Annotated in this window: 10 protein-coding genes; 5 read left to right on the top strand and 5 right to left on the bottom strand. The window is 71.4% G+C overall.

Annotation, left to right across the window (positions count from 1 at the left end):
• Positions 1–250: 250 nt before the first annotated feature.
• Positions 251–1207 (bottom strand): oxygen-dependent coproporphyrinogen oxidase, encoded by a 957-nt coding sequence (gene hemF / locus U8331_RS01835; protein ID WP_481131937.1) that lies wholly within the window; start codon positions 1205–1207, stop codon positions 251–253.
• Between the two features lie 456 nt (positions 1208–1663).
• A complete protein-coding gene (locus tag U8331_RS01840; RefSeq protein ID WP_481131938.1) occupies positions 1664–4087 on the bottom strand; it encodes a S9 family peptidase in 2424 nt (807 codons plus the stop codon).
• 186 nt (positions 4088–4273) lie between these two features.
• Here U8331_RS01840 and U8331_RS01845 point away from each other — a divergent pair, with 186 nt between their 5' ends.
• The 4 genes from U8331_RS01845 (at position 4274) to U8331_RS01860 (ending at position 10510) form a co-directional block, all read left to right on the top strand.
• Positions 4274–5701, top strand: a complete 1428-nt coding sequence (locus U8331_RS01845) for a cytochrome ubiquinol oxidase subunit I (RefSeq protein ID WP_481131939.1) — start codon at positions 4274–4276, stop codon at positions 5699–5701.
• Positions 5701–6714, top strand: a complete 1014-nt coding sequence (cydB, locus tag U8331_RS01850; RefSeq protein WP_481131940.1) for a cytochrome d ubiquinol oxidase subunit II — start codon at positions 5701–5703, stop codon at positions 6712–6714. The genes U8331_RS01845 and cydB overlap by 1 nt, the downstream gene beginning before the upstream one ends.
• 126 nt (positions 6715–6840) lie before the next feature.
• The gene (locus tag U8331_RS01855) at positions 6841–7113 is read left to right on the top strand and encodes a YcgL domain-containing protein (RefSeq protein ID WP_481131941.1); all 273 of its coding nucleotides are present in this window, start codon (positions 6841–6843) and stop codon (positions 7111–7113) included.
• 280 nt (positions 7114–7393) lie between these two features.
• Positions 7394–10510, top strand: coding sequence for an ankyrin repeat domain-containing protein (locus U8331_RS01860; protein WP_481132866.1), 3117 nt, complete (start codon positions 7394–7396; stop codon positions 10508–10510).
• 48 nt (positions 10511–10558) lie between these two features.
• Here the strand turns inward: U8331_RS01860 and U8331_RS01865 are convergent, their stop codons facing one another.
• The 3 genes from U8331_RS01865 to trxA all read right to left on the bottom strand — a co-directional run bounded on the left by U8331_RS01865 (position 10559) and on the right by trxA (position 14888).
• Positions 10559–12373, bottom strand: a complete 1815-nt coding sequence (locus tag U8331_RS01865) for a monovalent cation:proton antiporter-2 (CPA2) family protein (protein WP_481131942.1) — start codon at positions 12371–12373, stop codon at positions 10559–10561.
• A 94-nt stretch (positions 12374–12467) separates the two neighbouring features.
• The gene (gene rho, locus U8331_RS01870) at positions 12468–14279 is read right to left on the bottom strand and encodes a transcription termination factor Rho (RefSeq protein WP_481131943.1); all 1812 of its coding nucleotides are present in this window, start codon (positions 14277–14279) and stop codon (positions 12468–12470) included.
• Between the two features lie 282 nt (positions 14280–14561).
• Positions 14562–14888 carry a thioredoxin TrxA gene (gene trxA / locus U8331_RS01875; protein WP_481131944.1) on the bottom strand — a complete coding sequence of 109 codons (327 nt, stop codon included), beginning with the start codon at positions 14886–14888 and terminating at the stop codon, positions 14562–14564.
• A 221-nt stretch (positions 14889–15109) separates the two neighbouring features.
• Here trxA and rhlB point away from each other — a divergent pair, with 221 nt between their 5' ends.
• Positions 15110–16879, top strand: coding sequence for an ATP-dependent RNA helicase RhlB (gene rhlB, locus U8331_RS01880; protein ID WP_481131945.1), 1770 nt, complete (start codon positions 15110–15112; stop codon positions 16877–16879).
• Positions 16880–17012 lie beyond the last annotated feature (133 nt).

Genomic DNA, 17012 nt, shown 5'->3' on the forward strand with positions numbered 1-17012 from the left:
GGCCGCGCCCATCTCCGGGCGGTTTAGATTGGCCGATTCTGGCGCTCTGAATCCGTCCTGAATCCAACAAATCTTTAACCTGAATCTTCACGATTCATCCATGTAGGGAATGGTCAACTAGCCCTCGACAGATGCAACGTCTGTCGACGATCTCTCCCTCCCCTGGAGTGATCCCCGGAACGAAGACCCCTCCCCAGGTCCCGTTCCACCAGCCCCGCCGGCCCCCCCTGCCTGCGGGGCTTTTTATTGCCTACAGCTCCGCCAGCCAGTCCCTTGGGCGCAGGTAGTCGGCCAGGCGCGCCTCGGCGCTGGCGTCCTCCGGCTGGTAGCCGTACTCCCAGCGCACCAGCGGCGGCAGGCTCATCAGGATCGACTCGGTGCGCCCGCCGGCCTGCAGGCCGAAGTGAGTGCCGCGGTCGAACACCAGGTTGAACTCGACGTAGCGACCGCGCCGGTACAGCTGGAACTGCCGCTCGCGCTCGCCGTACTGGCTGTCGCGGCGACGCTCGACGATCGGCAGGTAGGCGTCGAGGAAGCCGTCGCCGACCGCGCGCAGGTAGCCGAAGTCGGTCCCGGCGTCGCCCTGCAGGTCATCGAAGAACAGCCCGCCGACGCCACGGGTCTCGTCGCGGTGCTTGAGGAAAAAGTACTCGTCGCACCAGCGCTTGTGGGCCTCGTAGCGCGCCGCGCCGCCGAACGGCTCGCACAGCTCGCGGGCAGTGCGGTGCCAGTGCAGCACGTCCTCGTCGAAGGGGTAGAACGGGGTCAGGTCGAAGCCGCCGCCGAACCACCACGCGACGGTTTCGCCGTCACGCTGCGCGTGGAAGTGGCGCACGTTGGCGTGGGTGGTCGGCAGGTACGGATTGCGCGGGTGGAACACCAGCGAGACGCCGACCGCACGCCAGGAGGCGCCGACCAGCTCCGGACGGTTGGCAGTGGCCGACGGCGGGAGTTTCGTGCCCGACACGTCGGAGAAGCCGATCCCGGCCTGCTCGAAGACTGCGCCGTCGCGCAGGATGCGGGTGCGGCCGCCGCCGCCCGAAAGACCACTGGTGCTGCCCTCGGCGCTGCGCTCCCAGCGGTCCTCGATGAAGCGGGCCTGGCCGTCGGCGGTTTCGATCGCGGCGCAGATGCGGTCCTGCAGGCCGGTGAGGTAGTCGCGGACGCGGGTGAAGTCGGGGGCGGGGGAGGCGGTGGGCGTGCTCATGCGCGCATTCTAGGCGAGCGGGGTGGCGGGGCCGGCCACGTGCGTGTCCGGGCGTCGGAGGCGTCGCGTGCCCGCCGGCGCGGCGAAGGCGATGCCTCCAGTAGGAGCGATGTGAGTCGCGACCCGTCGACCGGTGGCGGCGCCGCGGTCAACGCGATCCATCGGCCGTGCGATCGGAGGGCACGTCGACCGGTCCCGGGCCGGTTGTCAGTGGGTCGCGACTCACGTCGCTCCTACAAAATCCCGCATCCGCATCCGCATCCGCATCCGCATCCGCATCCGCATCCGCATCCGCATCCGCATCCGCATCCGCATCCGCACCTGCACCCGCGGTCGCGGTCGCGGTCGCGCAAGCGGAAAGCGTGAGGTGGTCGGGCTAGGTCGGCTCAAAAAAAACGCCTGCACACGCGGGTGTGCAGGCGCCGGTGGTGCAAGTGGCGAAGCGGGTGTCGCGGCCTACTTAAGGCTCTCCTCGAACAGCTCGAAGATCCGCCGGTACTCGTCGTACCAGCTGTCGGCATGCACGAAACCGTGCCGCTCCAGCGGGTACGAGGCCAGCTCCCAGTCATCCTTGCGCAGTTCGATCAGGCGCTGGGCGAGCACCACCGAGTCCTTGTAGAACACGTTGTTGTCGATCATGCCGTGGGCGATCAGCAGGTTGTCCTGCAGGCCTTCGGCGAACTCGATCGGCGACGAGCGCAGGTACGCCTCCGGATCCAGCACCGGGGTGTTGAGGATGTTGGAGGTGTACTCATGGTTGTACTGCGACCAGTCGGCGACCGGGCGCAGCGCGGCACCGGCCTTGAACGTGCCCGGCTCCTTGAACAGCGCCATGAAGGTCATGAAGCCGCCGTAGCTGCCACCGTAGATGCCGGCGCGATCGACGTCGCCCTGCCGGTTGGCGCCCAGCCAGGCCAGCCCGTCGAGGTAGTCCTGCAGTTCAGGTGTGCCCATCTGCCGGTAGATCGCGGTGCGCCAGTCGCGGCCGTAGCCTTCGGACGCGCGGTAGTCGAGGTCGAGCACGATGTAGCCGTTCTGCACCAGCAGGTTGTGGAACATCTGCTCGCGGAAGTACACCGGGTAGCGGTCGTGCACGTTCTGCAGGTAGCCGGCGCCGTGGACGAACATCACCACCGGATACTGCTTGTCGGGCTGCATGTCGGCCGGGCCGTAGTACTTGCCCCAGATGGTGCCGGCGCCGTCGCTCGACGGGATCTGCACGATCTCCGGCTGGATCCACTGGCGCGCCTTGAATTCGGGGCTGCGGGTGTCGGTCAGCAGCGCGGTTTCCTCGCCCTGCGTGTCGACCACCGCCAGCTGCGGCGGCAGGTAGCTGTCGGAGTGGCGCACCAGCAGCTGCGAGCCGTCCGGCGACAGCGCGAAGCTCTCGACGCCGTCGAGCGCGGTCACCTCGCGCACGCCGCCGCCGTCGCGATCGACCGCGCAGACCTCGTAGTCGCCCGGCCAGTTGCGGTTGCAGATGAAAAAGAACGTGCGGCCGTCGGCGCCGAGCACCGGCGATGAGGCCTCCCACTGGCCCGAGGTCAGCGCGCGTGGTTCACCGGCGCCGTCGGCGAGGTAGAGGTGCGAATAACCGGTCTGCTCCGACAGCAGCCACAACGCCCCGTCGCCGGTCCAGCCGAAGTCGTTGAAGCTCCAGTTGATCCATGCGTCGTCGTGCAGGCGGTGGCGGGTGGCGAGCGCCGCCCGGTCGACCTGACCGGCGGCCGGCGTGATCGTCGCGATCCAGCGGTCCTTGTTGTCGACCGCGCGCAGCAGCACCGCGGCGCTGCGCCCGTCGTCGCTCCAGTGGATCGCCGGGCCGCTGCCGTCGCCGTCGGTTTCCACCCGCACCGGGCGGTCGCCCTCGAGCGGCGGCAGCTCGGCCTTCTCGCGCAGCGCCGCGAGCGGATCGGTGCCGATGCCGGGCAGGGCGTCGAATTCGAGTTCGGCGACCTTGCCGCTGGCGACTTCGACCAGCCACAGCCGGTGCGGCAGCGGTGCGTTGCGGCCGACCCGCACGCGCACGTCCTCGAACTCCTCGTAGCCGGATTCGGTCACGTACTTCGGCATCTTGCCGCTCTGGCCCCCGTCGCCGTCCTTCGGCTCGGTGACCACCAGCAGCCACGCGGCGTCGGGCGACAGGGCGCTGTCGACGATCGCCAGGCCGTCGCCGAGGTAGGCCGGCAGCGGCGCGCGGGTGGGGTCGGCGGCGCGCCAGGCCTGCTCCTGCTCGCGCGCCGCCTCGCGGCGCTCGCGCTCGGTGGCGAGGGTTTCGATCAGCCGCAGCTGGCGGTCGCGCAGGTCGTCGGGCAGCGGCTCGGCGTCGGGGTCCTTCTCGGCCTTGACGATCGCGGCCTGGCTGGTGCCCAGGCCCGGGCGCCACTGGTACCAGTCGTTGCCGGCACGGAACACCAGGTTGCCGGCGCGGCTCCACTGCGGGCGCGACTCGGCGTCGTTGCTGCGGGTCACCTGGGTGAGCGCACCGCTGCGCAGGTCGCGCACGAAGATGTCGCCGTTGCGCACGAACGCCATGCGGGTGCGGCTGGCGTCATAGGCGGGATTGGCGGCATCGAGCTGGGCGCGGGCGGCGCCCTCGACGCGCACCGGCACGCCGCCGGTGATGCCGACCTCCCAAGTGTCGCGGATCGACTCGCCTTCGCGCTTGAGGTTGTACTGCGCGCGGGTACCGTCCCACGACCACCACGCCTGCTCGACCGGCGGCCCGATCCAGTCGGGGTCGGCCATGGCCTGGTCGAGGGTGACCGGGGTCGGGGCGGCCGCGTTCTGCGCGAGCGGAATGCCCTGGGCGAACGCGCTGCCGGGCAGCAGGGAGGTGGACAGCAGCAGGGCGGCGGACAGGGGCAGCAGGCGAAGCATCGGCAAGGGTTCCCGCGGACAAAGTGGCCGAAGCGTAGCAGCGGCGCGGCATGGGCGAACCGGCCAGCGGTCATGGACCACGGTGACCCGTGTCGCGGTTCCGCGGTCGGCGCGACCGATGGCTTGACGGGCGGCGCGTACAATGGTCGCCGCGGCGCACCCCCGCGCGCCGCGGAGGTGCGATGCGTGGATGCAGAGTGGTTCTCGCCGTTGTTCCTGTCACGGGTGCAGTTCGGCTTCGTGATCTCCTTCCACATCCTGTTCCCGGCCTTCACCATCGGCCTGGCGAGCTGGCTGGCGTTTCTCGAGTTCCGCTGGCTGCGCACGCGCGAGGCGCTGTGGCGCGACCTCTATTTCTTCTGGCTGAAGATCTTCGCGATCTCGTTCGGCATGGGCGTGGTCAGCGGCATCGTCATGAGCTTCCAGTTCGGCACCAACTGGGCGGTGCTCAGCGAGCGCGCCGGCAACATCCTCGGGCCGCTGCTTTCCTACGAGGTGCTGACCGCGTTCTTCCTGGAGGCGACCTTCCTCGGGGTGATGCTGTTTGGCTGGAAGCGGGTCTCGCACAAGCTGCACTTCTTCGCGACCTGCATGGTCGCGCTGGGCACGCTGATCTCGACGTTCTGGATCATCGCGGCCAACAGCTGGATGCAGACGCCGCAGGGGCACGAGATCATCGATGGCGTTTTCCACCCGGTCGACTGGTGGGCGATCATCTTCAACCCGTCGTTCCCGTACCGGCTGGCGCACATGGCGCTGGCGGCGTTCATCACCACCTGCTTCGTGATCGGCGGCGTCGGTGCGTGGTACCTGCGCCGCGGCGAGCACGTCGCCGCCGGCAAGCGGATGCTCGGGCTGGCGGTGGCGTTCGCGATCATCGCCGTGCCGCTGCAGGTCGCGGTCGGCGACCTGCACGGGCTCAACGTCGCCGAGCACCAGCCGACCAAGCTGGCGGCGATGGAAGGGCACTGGGAAGAAGGCGAGGAGGGCGCCGGGTTGCCGCTGGTGCTGTTCGGCTGGCCCAACGCCACCGAGGAGCGCAACGACTACGCGGTCGAGGTGCCTCGGCTCGGCAGCCTGATCCTGACCCACAGCTGGGACGGCACGATCGAGCCGCTGAGCGCGGTGCCGCCGGAGGAGCGGCCGCCGGTCGCGCCGGTGTTCTGGGGCTTCCGGGTCATGGTCGGCATCGGCACCGCGATGCTGCTGCTGGTGATCGCCTCGGCGTGGGCGTGGCGGCGCCGGCGGCTGTACGACTCGCCGTGGCTGCTCAACGCCTGGCGGCTGATGTCGCCGACCGGCTTCATCGCGCTGCTGGCCGGCTGGTACGTGGTCGAGATCGGTCGCCAGCCGTACGTGGTGTATGGCCTGCTGCGCACCAGCGAGGCGGTCAGCCCGAACATCGAGGCAGCCGCGGTGCTGGGTTCGCTGATCACCTACGCGGTGGCCTACGCGATCATCTTCGGCGGCGGCATCTGGTACCTGCTGCAGCTGGTCCGGCGCGGTCCGCTGCCGCACGAGCCGGCGCCCGAGCACGACGAGGGCGAGCGCACGCCGGCGCGGCCGCTGTCGGTCGGCAACCGCCACGGCGACGCGATCAGGGAGGCGGAGTGATGGACCTGCAGACGGTGTTGCCGGTGGTGTGGTTCGCGATCATCGGGTTCGGCGTGCTGATGTACGTCGTGCTCGACGGCTTCGTGCTCGGCCTGGGCATCCTCGCGCCGTTCGCCGAGGACGGCGGCCAGCTCGACCACATGATGAACACCGCCGCCCCGATCTGGGACGGCAACGAGACCTGGCTGGTGCTCGGCGGCGCGGGGTTGCTGGCGGCGTTCCCGCGCGCCTACGCGGTGGTGCTGTCGTCGCTGTACGTGCCGGTGCTGCTGATGCTGATCGCGCTGATCTTCCGCGGGGTGGCGTTCGAGTTCCGCTTCAAGGCGACCCGCGGGCGCAAGTTCTGGGGCGCGGCGTTCTCGCTGGGTTCGATGGTGGCCGCCTTCGCCCAGGGCGTGATCCTCGGCGCGCTGGTCGAAGGCCTGCCGCTGGTCGACGGCGAGTATGTCGGCGGCGCGTTCGCCTGGTTCAGCCCGTTCTCGATGCTGACCGGCATCGCGCTGGTGACCGGCTACGCGCTGCTGGGCTCAAGCTGGCTGGTGCTCAAGACCGAAGGGCCGCTGCAGAAGGTCGCGCGGGTGACGGCCCGGCCGCTGGTGGTCGGGGTGGTGGTGTTCATGGGACTGGTCAGCACGTGGCTGCCGTTCCTCGACTCGCGGATCATGGCGCGCTGGTTCGAGGGCGCGAACTTCCTGTGGCTGGCGCCGGTGCCGCTGCTGGCGCTGGCCAACGCGTTCCTGCTGTGGCGTGCGGTGATGCGCGAGGGGCGCGACGCGCGGCCGTTCCTGCTGACGCTGAGCTTCTTCGTGCTCGGCTTCATCGGCCTGGTGCTCGGCATCTGGCCCAACATCGTGCCGCCGGCCATGAGCATCTGGGACGCGGCCTCGCCGCCGTCGTCGCAGGGCTTCCTGCTGGTGGGGATCGTGATCCTGCTGCCGGCGATCCTCGGCTACACGTGGTGGTCCTACAGCGTGTTCAAGGGCAAGGTCGCCGCCGACGCCGGATACCACTGAGGGCTGGCATGGGCGGCGTGGCCCGTCACTGAACGGCGGATGCGCGCGCCGGGGGCTGCGGGCGCGTGGCTGCGGGTATGCTTGTGGCCCGATCCCGTTGCCGCGCTGCTTTCCCCGGCCGCCGCCATGCAAGCGTACGTCTACAAGAGCCTCCGCAAGGACGACACCTACGTGTTCCTCGCCGCCCGCGACGATTTCGAGCGCGTGCCGGCGGCCGTGCGCGAGCCGCTGGGCAAGCTGCAGTTCGTGATGGAACTGGCGCTCACCGCCGACCGCAAGCTCGCCCGCAGCGATGCCGCCACCGTGCGCGAGAACCTGGCCTCGCGCGGGTTCCACCTGCAGATGCCCCACCGCGAAGCGCTCGACCCGATGACCGACGACTGGGGCACCGATGCCTGAGTGGCGCAGGCCTCCCGCACCGCTGGCCGGCCTCGCCGCCGGCGCCGCGGTGCTGGCGCTGCTGGCCGGGGTCGGCGGCTGGGTCGCGGCGGTCGCCGGTACCCTGGCTCAGCCGCTGCTCGCCCTGGCCGCGCGCCACGGGCGCAACGGCGATCCGCTGACGTTCGCGCCACTGCGCCGGGCGATGGCCCCGCTGCTGATGCTGTGGGCCGGCGCGGTCGCCGCATTCGCGCTGGCGGTGGCGTGGCCGCTGTCGGCGTTGCTTGGCGGCGGGTCGTTGATGGCGGCGCTCGGGCTGAGCGCGATGGTGGGCCTCGCGCTTGTCGTGCTGTGGCGGCTGTGGCCGTTGTGGCAAGGCCTGGAGCGGGACGGCGGTGCCCTGGGCGATCACTGGCGCGCGCTGCCCGGTCTGGAGCCGGGGGCTTGGCGCGGATTGGCGGTGGCGGTCGCGGTGGCCGTCGTGGCGGCGCTGGTCACCGCGCTGGCCTGGCCCGGCCTGCTGACCGACGCTCCGCGCTGGCTGGCGGCGCTGGTGTTGCTGGTCGCCTCGGTGGCGCTGCACGCGTGGCTGCAGCAGGTGACGCCGGCCGATGCGCTGCGGTTCTTCGACGACGGGTTCGAGGACGAGGATGCCGTGCCGGCCGGCGAGCTCCCGGCCGCGGAGCCGCCGTTCACGACGCCGTTGCCGACCGCCGGCATTGCCGCGGCCACGCCCGCTGCGATCGAGGACGACGTGCTCATCGCCAGGGTCGCCCCGACCGGCCCGGTCGAACCGCTGGAGCCGGCGCTGTACGAGGCGGCACGCGGCGGCCGGGTCGAACGCGCGCTGGAACTGATCGACGCCGGTGCCGACCCGCACGCGCCGCCGCCCGCCGGCGACCGCGACCAGCGCAGCCTTGCCGTGCTCGCCGCGGTGCTGCCGGACCTGCGCCTGCTGCGTGCGCTGATCTCCCGCGGCGTGGCGCTCAACCGGCCGCACGCCGGAATGACCCCGCTGCTGGCGGCGACCCGCGACAGCTGGCATGGGCGCCCGGATGCGGTGATGACGCTGCTGGCCAATGGCGCCGATCCGCGCGCCACCGACGCCGACGGCAACACCCCGCTGCACCTGGCGGCGCGCAGCTCGGACCCCGGCGTGGCGGCGCTGCTGCTCGACGCCGCCGCCGAGCTGGAAACACTCAACAGCGAAGGCATGTCGCCGCTGGGCATCGCCTGCGCCGCCGGCAACTGGCGCTTGGCCCGCTTCCTGCTCGAACGCGGCGCGCGGCCCGAGCCCGCCGACGGTCAGCCGGCGCTGCTGGCCGCGGCGGGAACCGAGGACGACGACCCCGCGGGCGTGCTGTTGCTGCTCAAGCTGCGGGCCAAGGTCGACGCGCGCGGCCGGAGCCGGCGCAGCGCACTGCACGAAGCCGCGATGGCGGGCCACGTCGATACCACGGATGCCCTGCTTGCCGCGGGCGCCGACCCGCTCGCGGCGGACGCGCAGGGCCGCACGCCGTTGCATGAGGCTGCGCGTGGCAGCCACCTGGAGGTGTTCGAGCGGGTGCTGGCGAAAGTGCCGTCCGCCCGGTCGGACGAACTGGCCGTGGCCGACGAGCGCGGCCGGACCGTGCTGATGCTGGCCTGCCTGGCCGAGGGCGCCACCCCGGCGCTGGTCCAGCGGTTGATCGACTTCGGTGTCGATCCCGAGCGGCTGGACCACGACGGCAGGCGCGCGATCGAGCACGCCGCGGCAGCCGGGCGCTGGCCGCTGGTGGCCGCGCTGGATCCCGCCTATGCGCTGCCGGTCAGCGTCAGCGACCAGGAGGTCGCGCTGGTCGACCGCGCACCGGCCGCCCTGCTGCGCGAGGGGTTGGGCGAAGGACGCGAATACCAGCTCGGCACCGTGGCGGCGCTGCTCGGACCGGCCGAGCTGGGCGCCCTGTTGCATGACGGCGACGGCGTGGTGCCGCCGCACCAGCTTGAATGGCTGCTGGCGCGCGGCGCCGACCCGGAGGTCCGCGACGGCGCCGGCCGCACCCCGATGGCGGTGCTGCTCGGCCAGGGGCCGTCGGCGTTGCCTTCGCTGCGGGCCCTGCTCGACCGGGCGGTGTCGCCCGCCGGTGCGGGTGGGCTGGCACGCTTCCTCGCCGCCTGCACGGCCAGCGATCCGCCAGCACGCGGGCTGGAACCGCTGGCGCTCGAACTGCTCGACCGCGGCGCCGATCCGTTCGCGCCGAACCGCGCGGGCGATCCGCCACTCGCGCTCGCGGTGCGACTGGGCTGGCCGGCGTTGCTCGACCGCCTGCTCGACACCGGCGTGGACCTCAACGCACGTGACAGCCACGGCATGAGCCCGCTGCACCTGGCGGCCGCGCTGGGGCGCGAACCGATGGTGCGCCGGCTGGTCGCCCGCGGCGCCGCCCCCGACCTGCGCGCGGCCGACGGCCAGACCCCGCTGGGCGTCGCGCTGTCGGCCGGCCGCCGCGACCTGGCCGACTGGCTCGACTGGCGCGGCTGGCCGTTGCCGCGGCGGCGCCTGCAGGAGTCCGACGTCCCGGCCGCGGCGATCGTCGGGGACGCCGATGCGGTGCGCCGCCTGCTCGACCTCGGGCTGCCGGTCGATGCGCTCGACAGCCAGGGCTGCAGCGGCCTGCTGCGCGCCGCCGGCGGCGGTCACCAGGCGGTGGTCGACCTGTTGCTGGCGCGTGGCGCCAACCCGCAGCTGGCCGCGCACTCGGGCGCGACGCCGCTGTCGGCGGCGGTCAGCATGCGCCACGCCGAGATCGCCGACCGCCTGCTGGCCGCCGGCGCCGATATCGAGCAGCGCCTGCCGGGCGGGCTTACCGTGCTGATGGTCGCCTGCGCACTGGGCCTGCCGGACGTGGCCGCGCGCCTGCTCGGTGCCGGCGCGGACGTGCATGCGGTCGACTCGCAGGGCCGCACCGCGTTGCACTGCGCGGCGATGTACGGCTTCAGCGCGCGCGAGCGCACCCGCCTGGTCGCGCTGTTCGACACCCTGTTGCTGGCCGACGGCGAGCCGGACCTGGATGTCGCCGCTGCTGGCGCGACCCCGTTGCTGCTGCTGCTCGGCGCCCGCGCCGAACCCGGCAGCGCCGCCGACGAGGACGTGCTGATCGCCGGCCTGGAGCAACTGACCGACCATGACGCGCGTCTGGACAGCCAGGATCCGCGCGGCTTCGGGCCGCTGCACCTGGCTGCGCTGCACGGCCTGTTGAAGGTGGTGAAGTGGCTGCTGCGCGCCGGCGCCGACCCCGAACTGCGCGACGGCCTCAATCGCAGCCCGCGCGAGATCGCCGTGATGCGCGGCTTCGTCGACATTGCCGCCGAGTTCGCGCCGCCGGCCGCGCCCGGTGGCGACGTCTCGATGGCGCGGTTCCTGCGCGACCGCAGCTGAGCGGCGCGTCAGCCCACCGGTGAGGCGGTGGTTGCGACGCCGGCTGCATCAGTCCTTCGACCGCGGTGCGGCGAGGCCGCCGAGCACGCCTTCGCCGCGGTCGGCGTCGAACAGCTGTTCCAGTTCGCGGCGGGCGTCGCTGGACGCCTGCATCACCGCGTCCTCGTCGTCGTGCACCAGGTACTGCGCCCGCAGCAGGCGCTGGTCGTGTTCGAGGAACCGCCGCGCGTGGTCGCGCGCGACATCGGTCGGCACCCCGAGCGCGGCCAGCACGTCCTCGCCCATCTGCAGGCTCGAGTGCAGCATCTCGCGCAGCGCGTGCGCGCCCAGGTCCATCAGCGCCCACGCATGGCGGCGGTCGCGTGCGCGGGCGAACACCTTCGCCTCCGGATACAGCCGGCGGATCACCCGCACCGTGCGCAGGCTCGCGTCCGGGTCGTCGATGGCGACCACGAACACCCGCACGTGCGCGGCGCCGGCCGAACGCAGCAGGTCGGGCTTGGCCGGGTCGCCGTAGTACAGCGGGTTGCCGAACCGGCGCATGAAGTCGACCTGGTCGGCGCTGTGCTCGATCGCGATGAACGGCACCTTCTGCGCCAGCAGCAGGCGCGCGACGATCTGGCCGAACCGCCCGAAGCCGGCGATCAGCACCTGCGGGTGGCCGTCGTCGGGCATCGGGTCGTAATCGCGCGGCGGCCGCACCACCGGATGCCCGCGCAGCAGGCGCGCGATCGCGATCATCAGCAGCGGCGTCAGCGCCATCGACACGCCGACCGCCGCCACCAGCCGGTCGCGCATGACATCGTCGAGCAGGCCGGCCTTGACCGCCTCGGAGAACACCACGAAGGCGAACTCGCCGCCGACCGCGAGCACCGCCGCCAGTTGCAGCGCATCGCGACGCGACAGGCCGCCCGGCCGCACCCCGATCGCGAACAGGATCGCTAACTTGACCGCCAGCAGCGCGAGCACGATCGCCTCGATCAGCAGCGGCTCGGCCAATACCCGCTGGAGGTCGATGCTCATCCCCACCGCCATGAAGAACAGCCCCAGCAGCAGGCCCTTGAACGGCTCGATCTGCGCTTCCAGCTCGTGGCGGAACTCGGAGTCCGCCAGCAACACGCCGGCCAGGAAGGCGCCCAGCCCGGCGGACAGGCCAGCCACCTGCATCAGCCACGCCGAGCCCAGTACTGTCAGCAGCGCCGCGCCGGTGAACACCTCCGGCATCATCGACCGGGCCACCATCCGGAACACGTGGCGCAGCAGCACCCGCCCGCCGATCACCAGCGCCGCGATCGCCGCGACCGCCTTCAGCACCGCCTCCCAGCCCAGCCCCTCGTCCGCGGCCGCGGCCTGGCCGAGCAGCGGGATCGCCGCCAGCAACGGGATCGCGCACAGGTCCTGGAACAGCAGGATCGCGAACGCCAGCCGGCCGTGCTCGCTGGTCAGCGCCTTGCGTTCGGACAGCAGCTGCAGCCCCACCGCGGTCGACGACAGCGCCAGGCCGAGGCCGACCACCAGCGCGGCCTTCCAGCCGAACCCGGCGAACGTCGCCAGCAAGCCGAGGATGAGCCCGCTGGCCAGCATCTGCGCGCCGCCGGCACCGAACACCGGCTTGCGCATGATCTTCAGCCGCGACGGCGACAGCTCCAGCCCGATCACGAACAGCATCATCACCACGCCGATCTCGGACGCGGCGAGGACCGGCTCCGCATTGCGGATGACCTTCAGTCCATAGGGCCCGAGCACCACCCCGGCAGCCAGATAACCCAGCACCGCCCCGAGCCCGAAACGCCGGAACACCGGTACCGCGATCACCGCGGCCAGCAGGAACACCAGGGCCAATTCGAGTCCGCCGCCGTGCATCGGTCACCTCCGTACCGCGATTATGGGGCGCGGCATGGGCCTACGAAAAAGCCCCGCGGTTGCGGGGCCTTTCCTTCTGCTTGGCGCCTGTGGCTCAGCGCTTCATCGAGGCGAAGAACTCGTCGTTGCTCTTGGAGTTCTTCATCTTGTCGAGCAGGAATTCCATCGCGCCGATCTCGTCCATGCCGTGCAGCAGCTTGCGCAGGATCCAGATCTTCTGCAGCAGCTCGGGCTCGATCAGGTAATCCTCGCGGCGGGTGCCGGAGCGGTTGATGTCGATCGCCGGGTAGACGCGCTTCTCGGCGATGCGGCGGTTGAGGTGGACCTCGGAGTTGCCGGTGCCCTTGAACTCCTCGTAGATCACCTCGTCCATCTTGCTGCCGGTGTCGACCAGCGCCGTGGCAATAATGGTCAGCGAACCGCCTTCCTCGACGTTGCGTGCCGCGCCGAAGAAGCGCTTCGGGCGATGCAGGGCGTTGGCGTCGACGCCGCCCGAGAGCACCTTGCCGGAGCTCGGCACGACGTTGTTGTACGCACGCGCGAGGCGGGTGATCGAGTCGAGCAGGATCACCACGTCCTTCTTGTGCTCGACCAGGCGCTTGGCGCGCTCGATCACCATCTCGGCGACCTGCACGTGGCGCGCGGCGGGCTCGTCGAAGGTCGAGCTGATCACCTCGCCGCGCACGGTGCGCTGCATCTCGGTGACTTCCTCGGGCCGCTCGTCGATGAGCAGCACGATCATGTGCACGTCGGGATGGTTGTGGGTGATGGCGGTGGCGACCTGCTGCATCATCATCGTCTTGCCGGCCTTCGGCGGGCTGACGATCAGGGCGCGCTGGCCCTTGCCCTGCGGGGCCATGAGGTCGAGGATGCGGCCGGTGATGTCCTCGGTGCTGCCGTCGCCGCGCTCGAGCTTGAATTTGCGGCGCGGGAACAGCGCCGTGAGGTTCTCGAACAGGACCTTGTTCTTGCTTGCTTCCAGCGGCTCGCCGTTGATGGTGTCGACGATCGACAGGGCGAAGTAGCGCTCGCCGTCCTTCGGGAAGCGGATGCGGCCGGACAGGTGGTCGCCGGTGCGCAGGTTGAAGCGGCGGATCTGGCTCGGGCTGATGTAGGTGTCGTCCGGGCCGGCCAGGTAGCTGGCCTCGGCCGCGCGCAGGAAGCCGAAGCCGTCGGGCAGGATTTCCAGCACGCCGTCGGCCTGCACGCCCTCGCCGTGGCGGGTCAGCACCTTCAGCACCGCGAAGATGACGTCCTGCTTGCGGGCGCGGGCGACGCCCTCGGAGATGTTCAGCTGCTCGGCGATCTCCAGCAGCTTGTGCGCCGGCATCCGCTTGAGGTCGGTCAGCGTGTAGCTCGGGAAGCCCTCGGGCACCTGCGGGTTGGGGCGCGGGACGAAGTTCTCGTTGCCGCCGTCGTCGCTGGGCAGGCCGTCGCGGTTGCGGTTGCGGTCGCGCCGGTTGCGGAAACGATCGCGCCGGTTGCCGCGGCCGCCGTCCTGTTCGCCACCGCGCTGCTGGTTGTCGGCACGATTGCCGTCGCCGCGGCCGTTGTTGTCGCCGCGCTGTTCGCCGCCGTTGCGCGGGGCGTCGCCGCGCGGGCGCTCGCCGCGACCTTCGCCTTGGGCCTCGCGCGGCTCGGAGCCACCGGCGTTGCCACCGCCGGCATTGTCCTGTGCCTGCGGCGCAGCGGGGCTGTCGGCCTTGGCCGGTGGTGCGGACTTCGGCTCCGCGGGCGGGGCGCTGGCGGGGACGGGGACGGCCTCCGCCTTGGCCGCGGCGGCCTTGGGAGTGTCGGCCGCGGCCGGCGCGCCCTTGTCGGGCGTCGAGGTGTCGGCCTTGCTGGCACGCGGCTTGCGCACGCGCTTTTCGGCGATCTCGCCGGCGTCGGGGGTGTTATCGGACAAGCGGGGATTCCTCGCTAAGCGGCGAGCGCCCGCGGAAAGGCGGGCGGAGCGTCTGGGACGAAGGTTCGAGAAGGGTGCGGCGGGGAACCGGTCTGGCGGGCCTCGCTCCGGCGGGTGCCAGGGGCGGGTCGTTGCGACTGTTCAGGCGCCGGGTAGGGCGAAACTAGCACCGCTTCCGGGAGGCCCGCAAGCGGCGCGGGAACAACGGTTCAGTCCGGGCCGCCGCGCGGGTGGCGGGCGGCACCGGTGCAAAGGCGGGGAACGGGCCTCGGCGGCCGCGGTTCAGAGCGCCTTTTCGATCAACTGGGCGAGCTGGCCCTTGCCGACCGCGCCGATCTGGGTTTCCTGCACCTGGCCGTCCTTGAACAGCAGCAGCATCGGGATCGAACGCACGTGGTACTTCATCGCGGTGGCGCGGTTGTGGTCGACGTTGACCTTGGCGATCCTGACCCGGCCGTCGTACTCCTCGGCCAGCTGGTCCAGCGCCGGGGCGATCATCTTGCACGGGCCACACCATTCGGCCCAGAAATCGACCAGCACGGGTTCGGACGACTGCAGCACGGCGGTATCGAAATCGGCATCGCCGACCTGCATGATTTTGTCGCTCACAAGCTTCTCCTGCGGTGGGCGGGCGGCGACGGATGATCGCCGGCCCCTTCTGCCCGGGGGTTACGCGTTAGACTGGGGTGTTTCGCGGCGGCTTCAAGGCCCCGCACGCTGCGGTCAGGGACGAAACTGGCCGACCCCGGCAGTCTGCTTCGCGGACGCCACCCACGCAAGGCGCGCAAAGCGCCTGGTTTCGCAAAGAAATCCCGAGAACCCCGACCCGCATGAGCGACAAGCCCCTTACCGATATTTCCTTTTCTTCCTTCGACCTGCATCCGAGCCTGCTGAGCGGACTGGAGACGGCCGGCTTCACCCGGTGCACGCCGATCCAGGCGATGACCCTGCCGGTGGCGCTCAAGGGCGGCGACGTCGCCGGCCAGGCCCAGACCGGCACCGGCAAGACGCTGGCCTTTCTGGTCGCGGTGATGAACCGCCTGCTGACCCGCCCGGCACTGGCCGAGCGCCAGCCCGGCGACCCGCGCGCGCTGATCCTGGCGCCGACCCGCGAGCTGGCGATCCAGATCCACAAGGACGCGGTCAAGTTCGGATCCGACCTCGGCCTCAAGTTCGCCCTGGTCTACGGCGGCGTCGACTACGACAAGCAGCGCGAGCTGCTGCAGCAGGGCGTCGACGTCATCATCGCCACCCCGGGCCGGCTGATCGACTACGTCAAGCAGCACAAGGTGGTGAGCCTGCACGCCTGCGAGATGTGCGTGCTCGACGAGGCCGACCGCATGTTCGACCTCGGCTTCATCAAGGACATCCGCTTCCTGCTGCGGCGCATGCCGATCCGCACCGAGCGTCAGACCCTGCTGTTCAGCGCGACCCTCAGCCACCGCGTGCTCGAGCTCGCCTACGAACACATGAACGAGCCCGAGAAGCTCGTGGTCGAAACCGAGACGATCACCGCCGCCAAGGTCCGCCAGGTCGTGTACTTCCCGGCCGACGAGGAGAAGATCCCGCTGCTGCTGGGCCTGCTGTCGCGCAGCGAAGGCGCGCGCACGATGGTGTTCGTCAACACCAAGGTCTGGGTCGAGCGGGTCGCCCGCGCGCTGGAGAAGGGCGGCTATCGGGTCGGCGTGCTGTCGGGGGATGTCCCGCAGAAAAAGCGCGAGTCGTTGCTGAACAGGTTCCAGAAGGGCCAGCTCGAACTGCTGGTGGCGACCGACGTCGCTGCCCGCGGCCTCCACATCGACGGCGTCAGCCACGTCTTCAACTACGACCTGCCGTTCGACGCCGAGGACTACGTGCACCGCATCGGCCGCACCGCGCGGCTGGGCGCCGAGGGCGACGCGATCAGCTTTGCCTGCGAGCGCTATGCGATGGGCCTGCCGGACATCGAGGCCTACATCGAGCAGAAGCTGCCGACCGCGCCGGTCGAGGCCGACCTGCTGGTCGCGCTGCCGCGGCCGGAGCGCAAGCCGGTCGAGGGTGACGACGGCGAGCAGGAGAGCATCGGCGCGATCTTCAAGGAAGCCCGCGAGCAGCGTGCGGCCGAGGAGGAACGTCGTGGCGGGGGCCGCAGCCGGACCGGTGGCGGCGGTGGACGCCGTAGCGGTGGCGAGGGCGCGCGCCGCGAAGGTGGCCGGGGCGAGGGCGGCCGCAGCCGTCGTCCACGCCGCGAAGAGACCGCGGCGCAGCCCGGTGCCGAGGCGCCGGCCGCGCGCGAACCGCGCCCGCAGACCGCGGTCACCGCGCCCGACACCGTTCCCCACGACGACGCGCAGCGGCCGCCGCGCAAGCGCCGGCGCCGGCGCGGTGGCCGCAAGGTCGACGGTGGGGACGCCGGGACGGACGCCCCGGTCGCCGCCACGCCCGCATCGCAGGCGGGGTCCAGGCAGCCTCGCGAGGTCACCGCGCGACCGGCCAAGCCCAAGGCGTCCCCGGCGCCGCCGTCCTCCGGCACCAGCGCGGCGGCAAAGCCGGGACTGCTCTCGCGCATCCGCCGCCGGCTGGAGGACATCGTCAAGCGCGACCCGCGTTCGCGGAAATGACGGTCCGGGCGATGCCGCATTACCGGCATCGCCCTTTCCGCTGCGTTCCGGGGGCAACCGTCCCCGGGGTGTCGCCGCACCTGGCCGGTCGTACTTGCCGGTAAGGGGATCGCGAGCCACGCCGCTCCACGGC

It is taken from the genome of Lysobacter sp. CC-YZS074 (genome assembly GCF_056739745.1).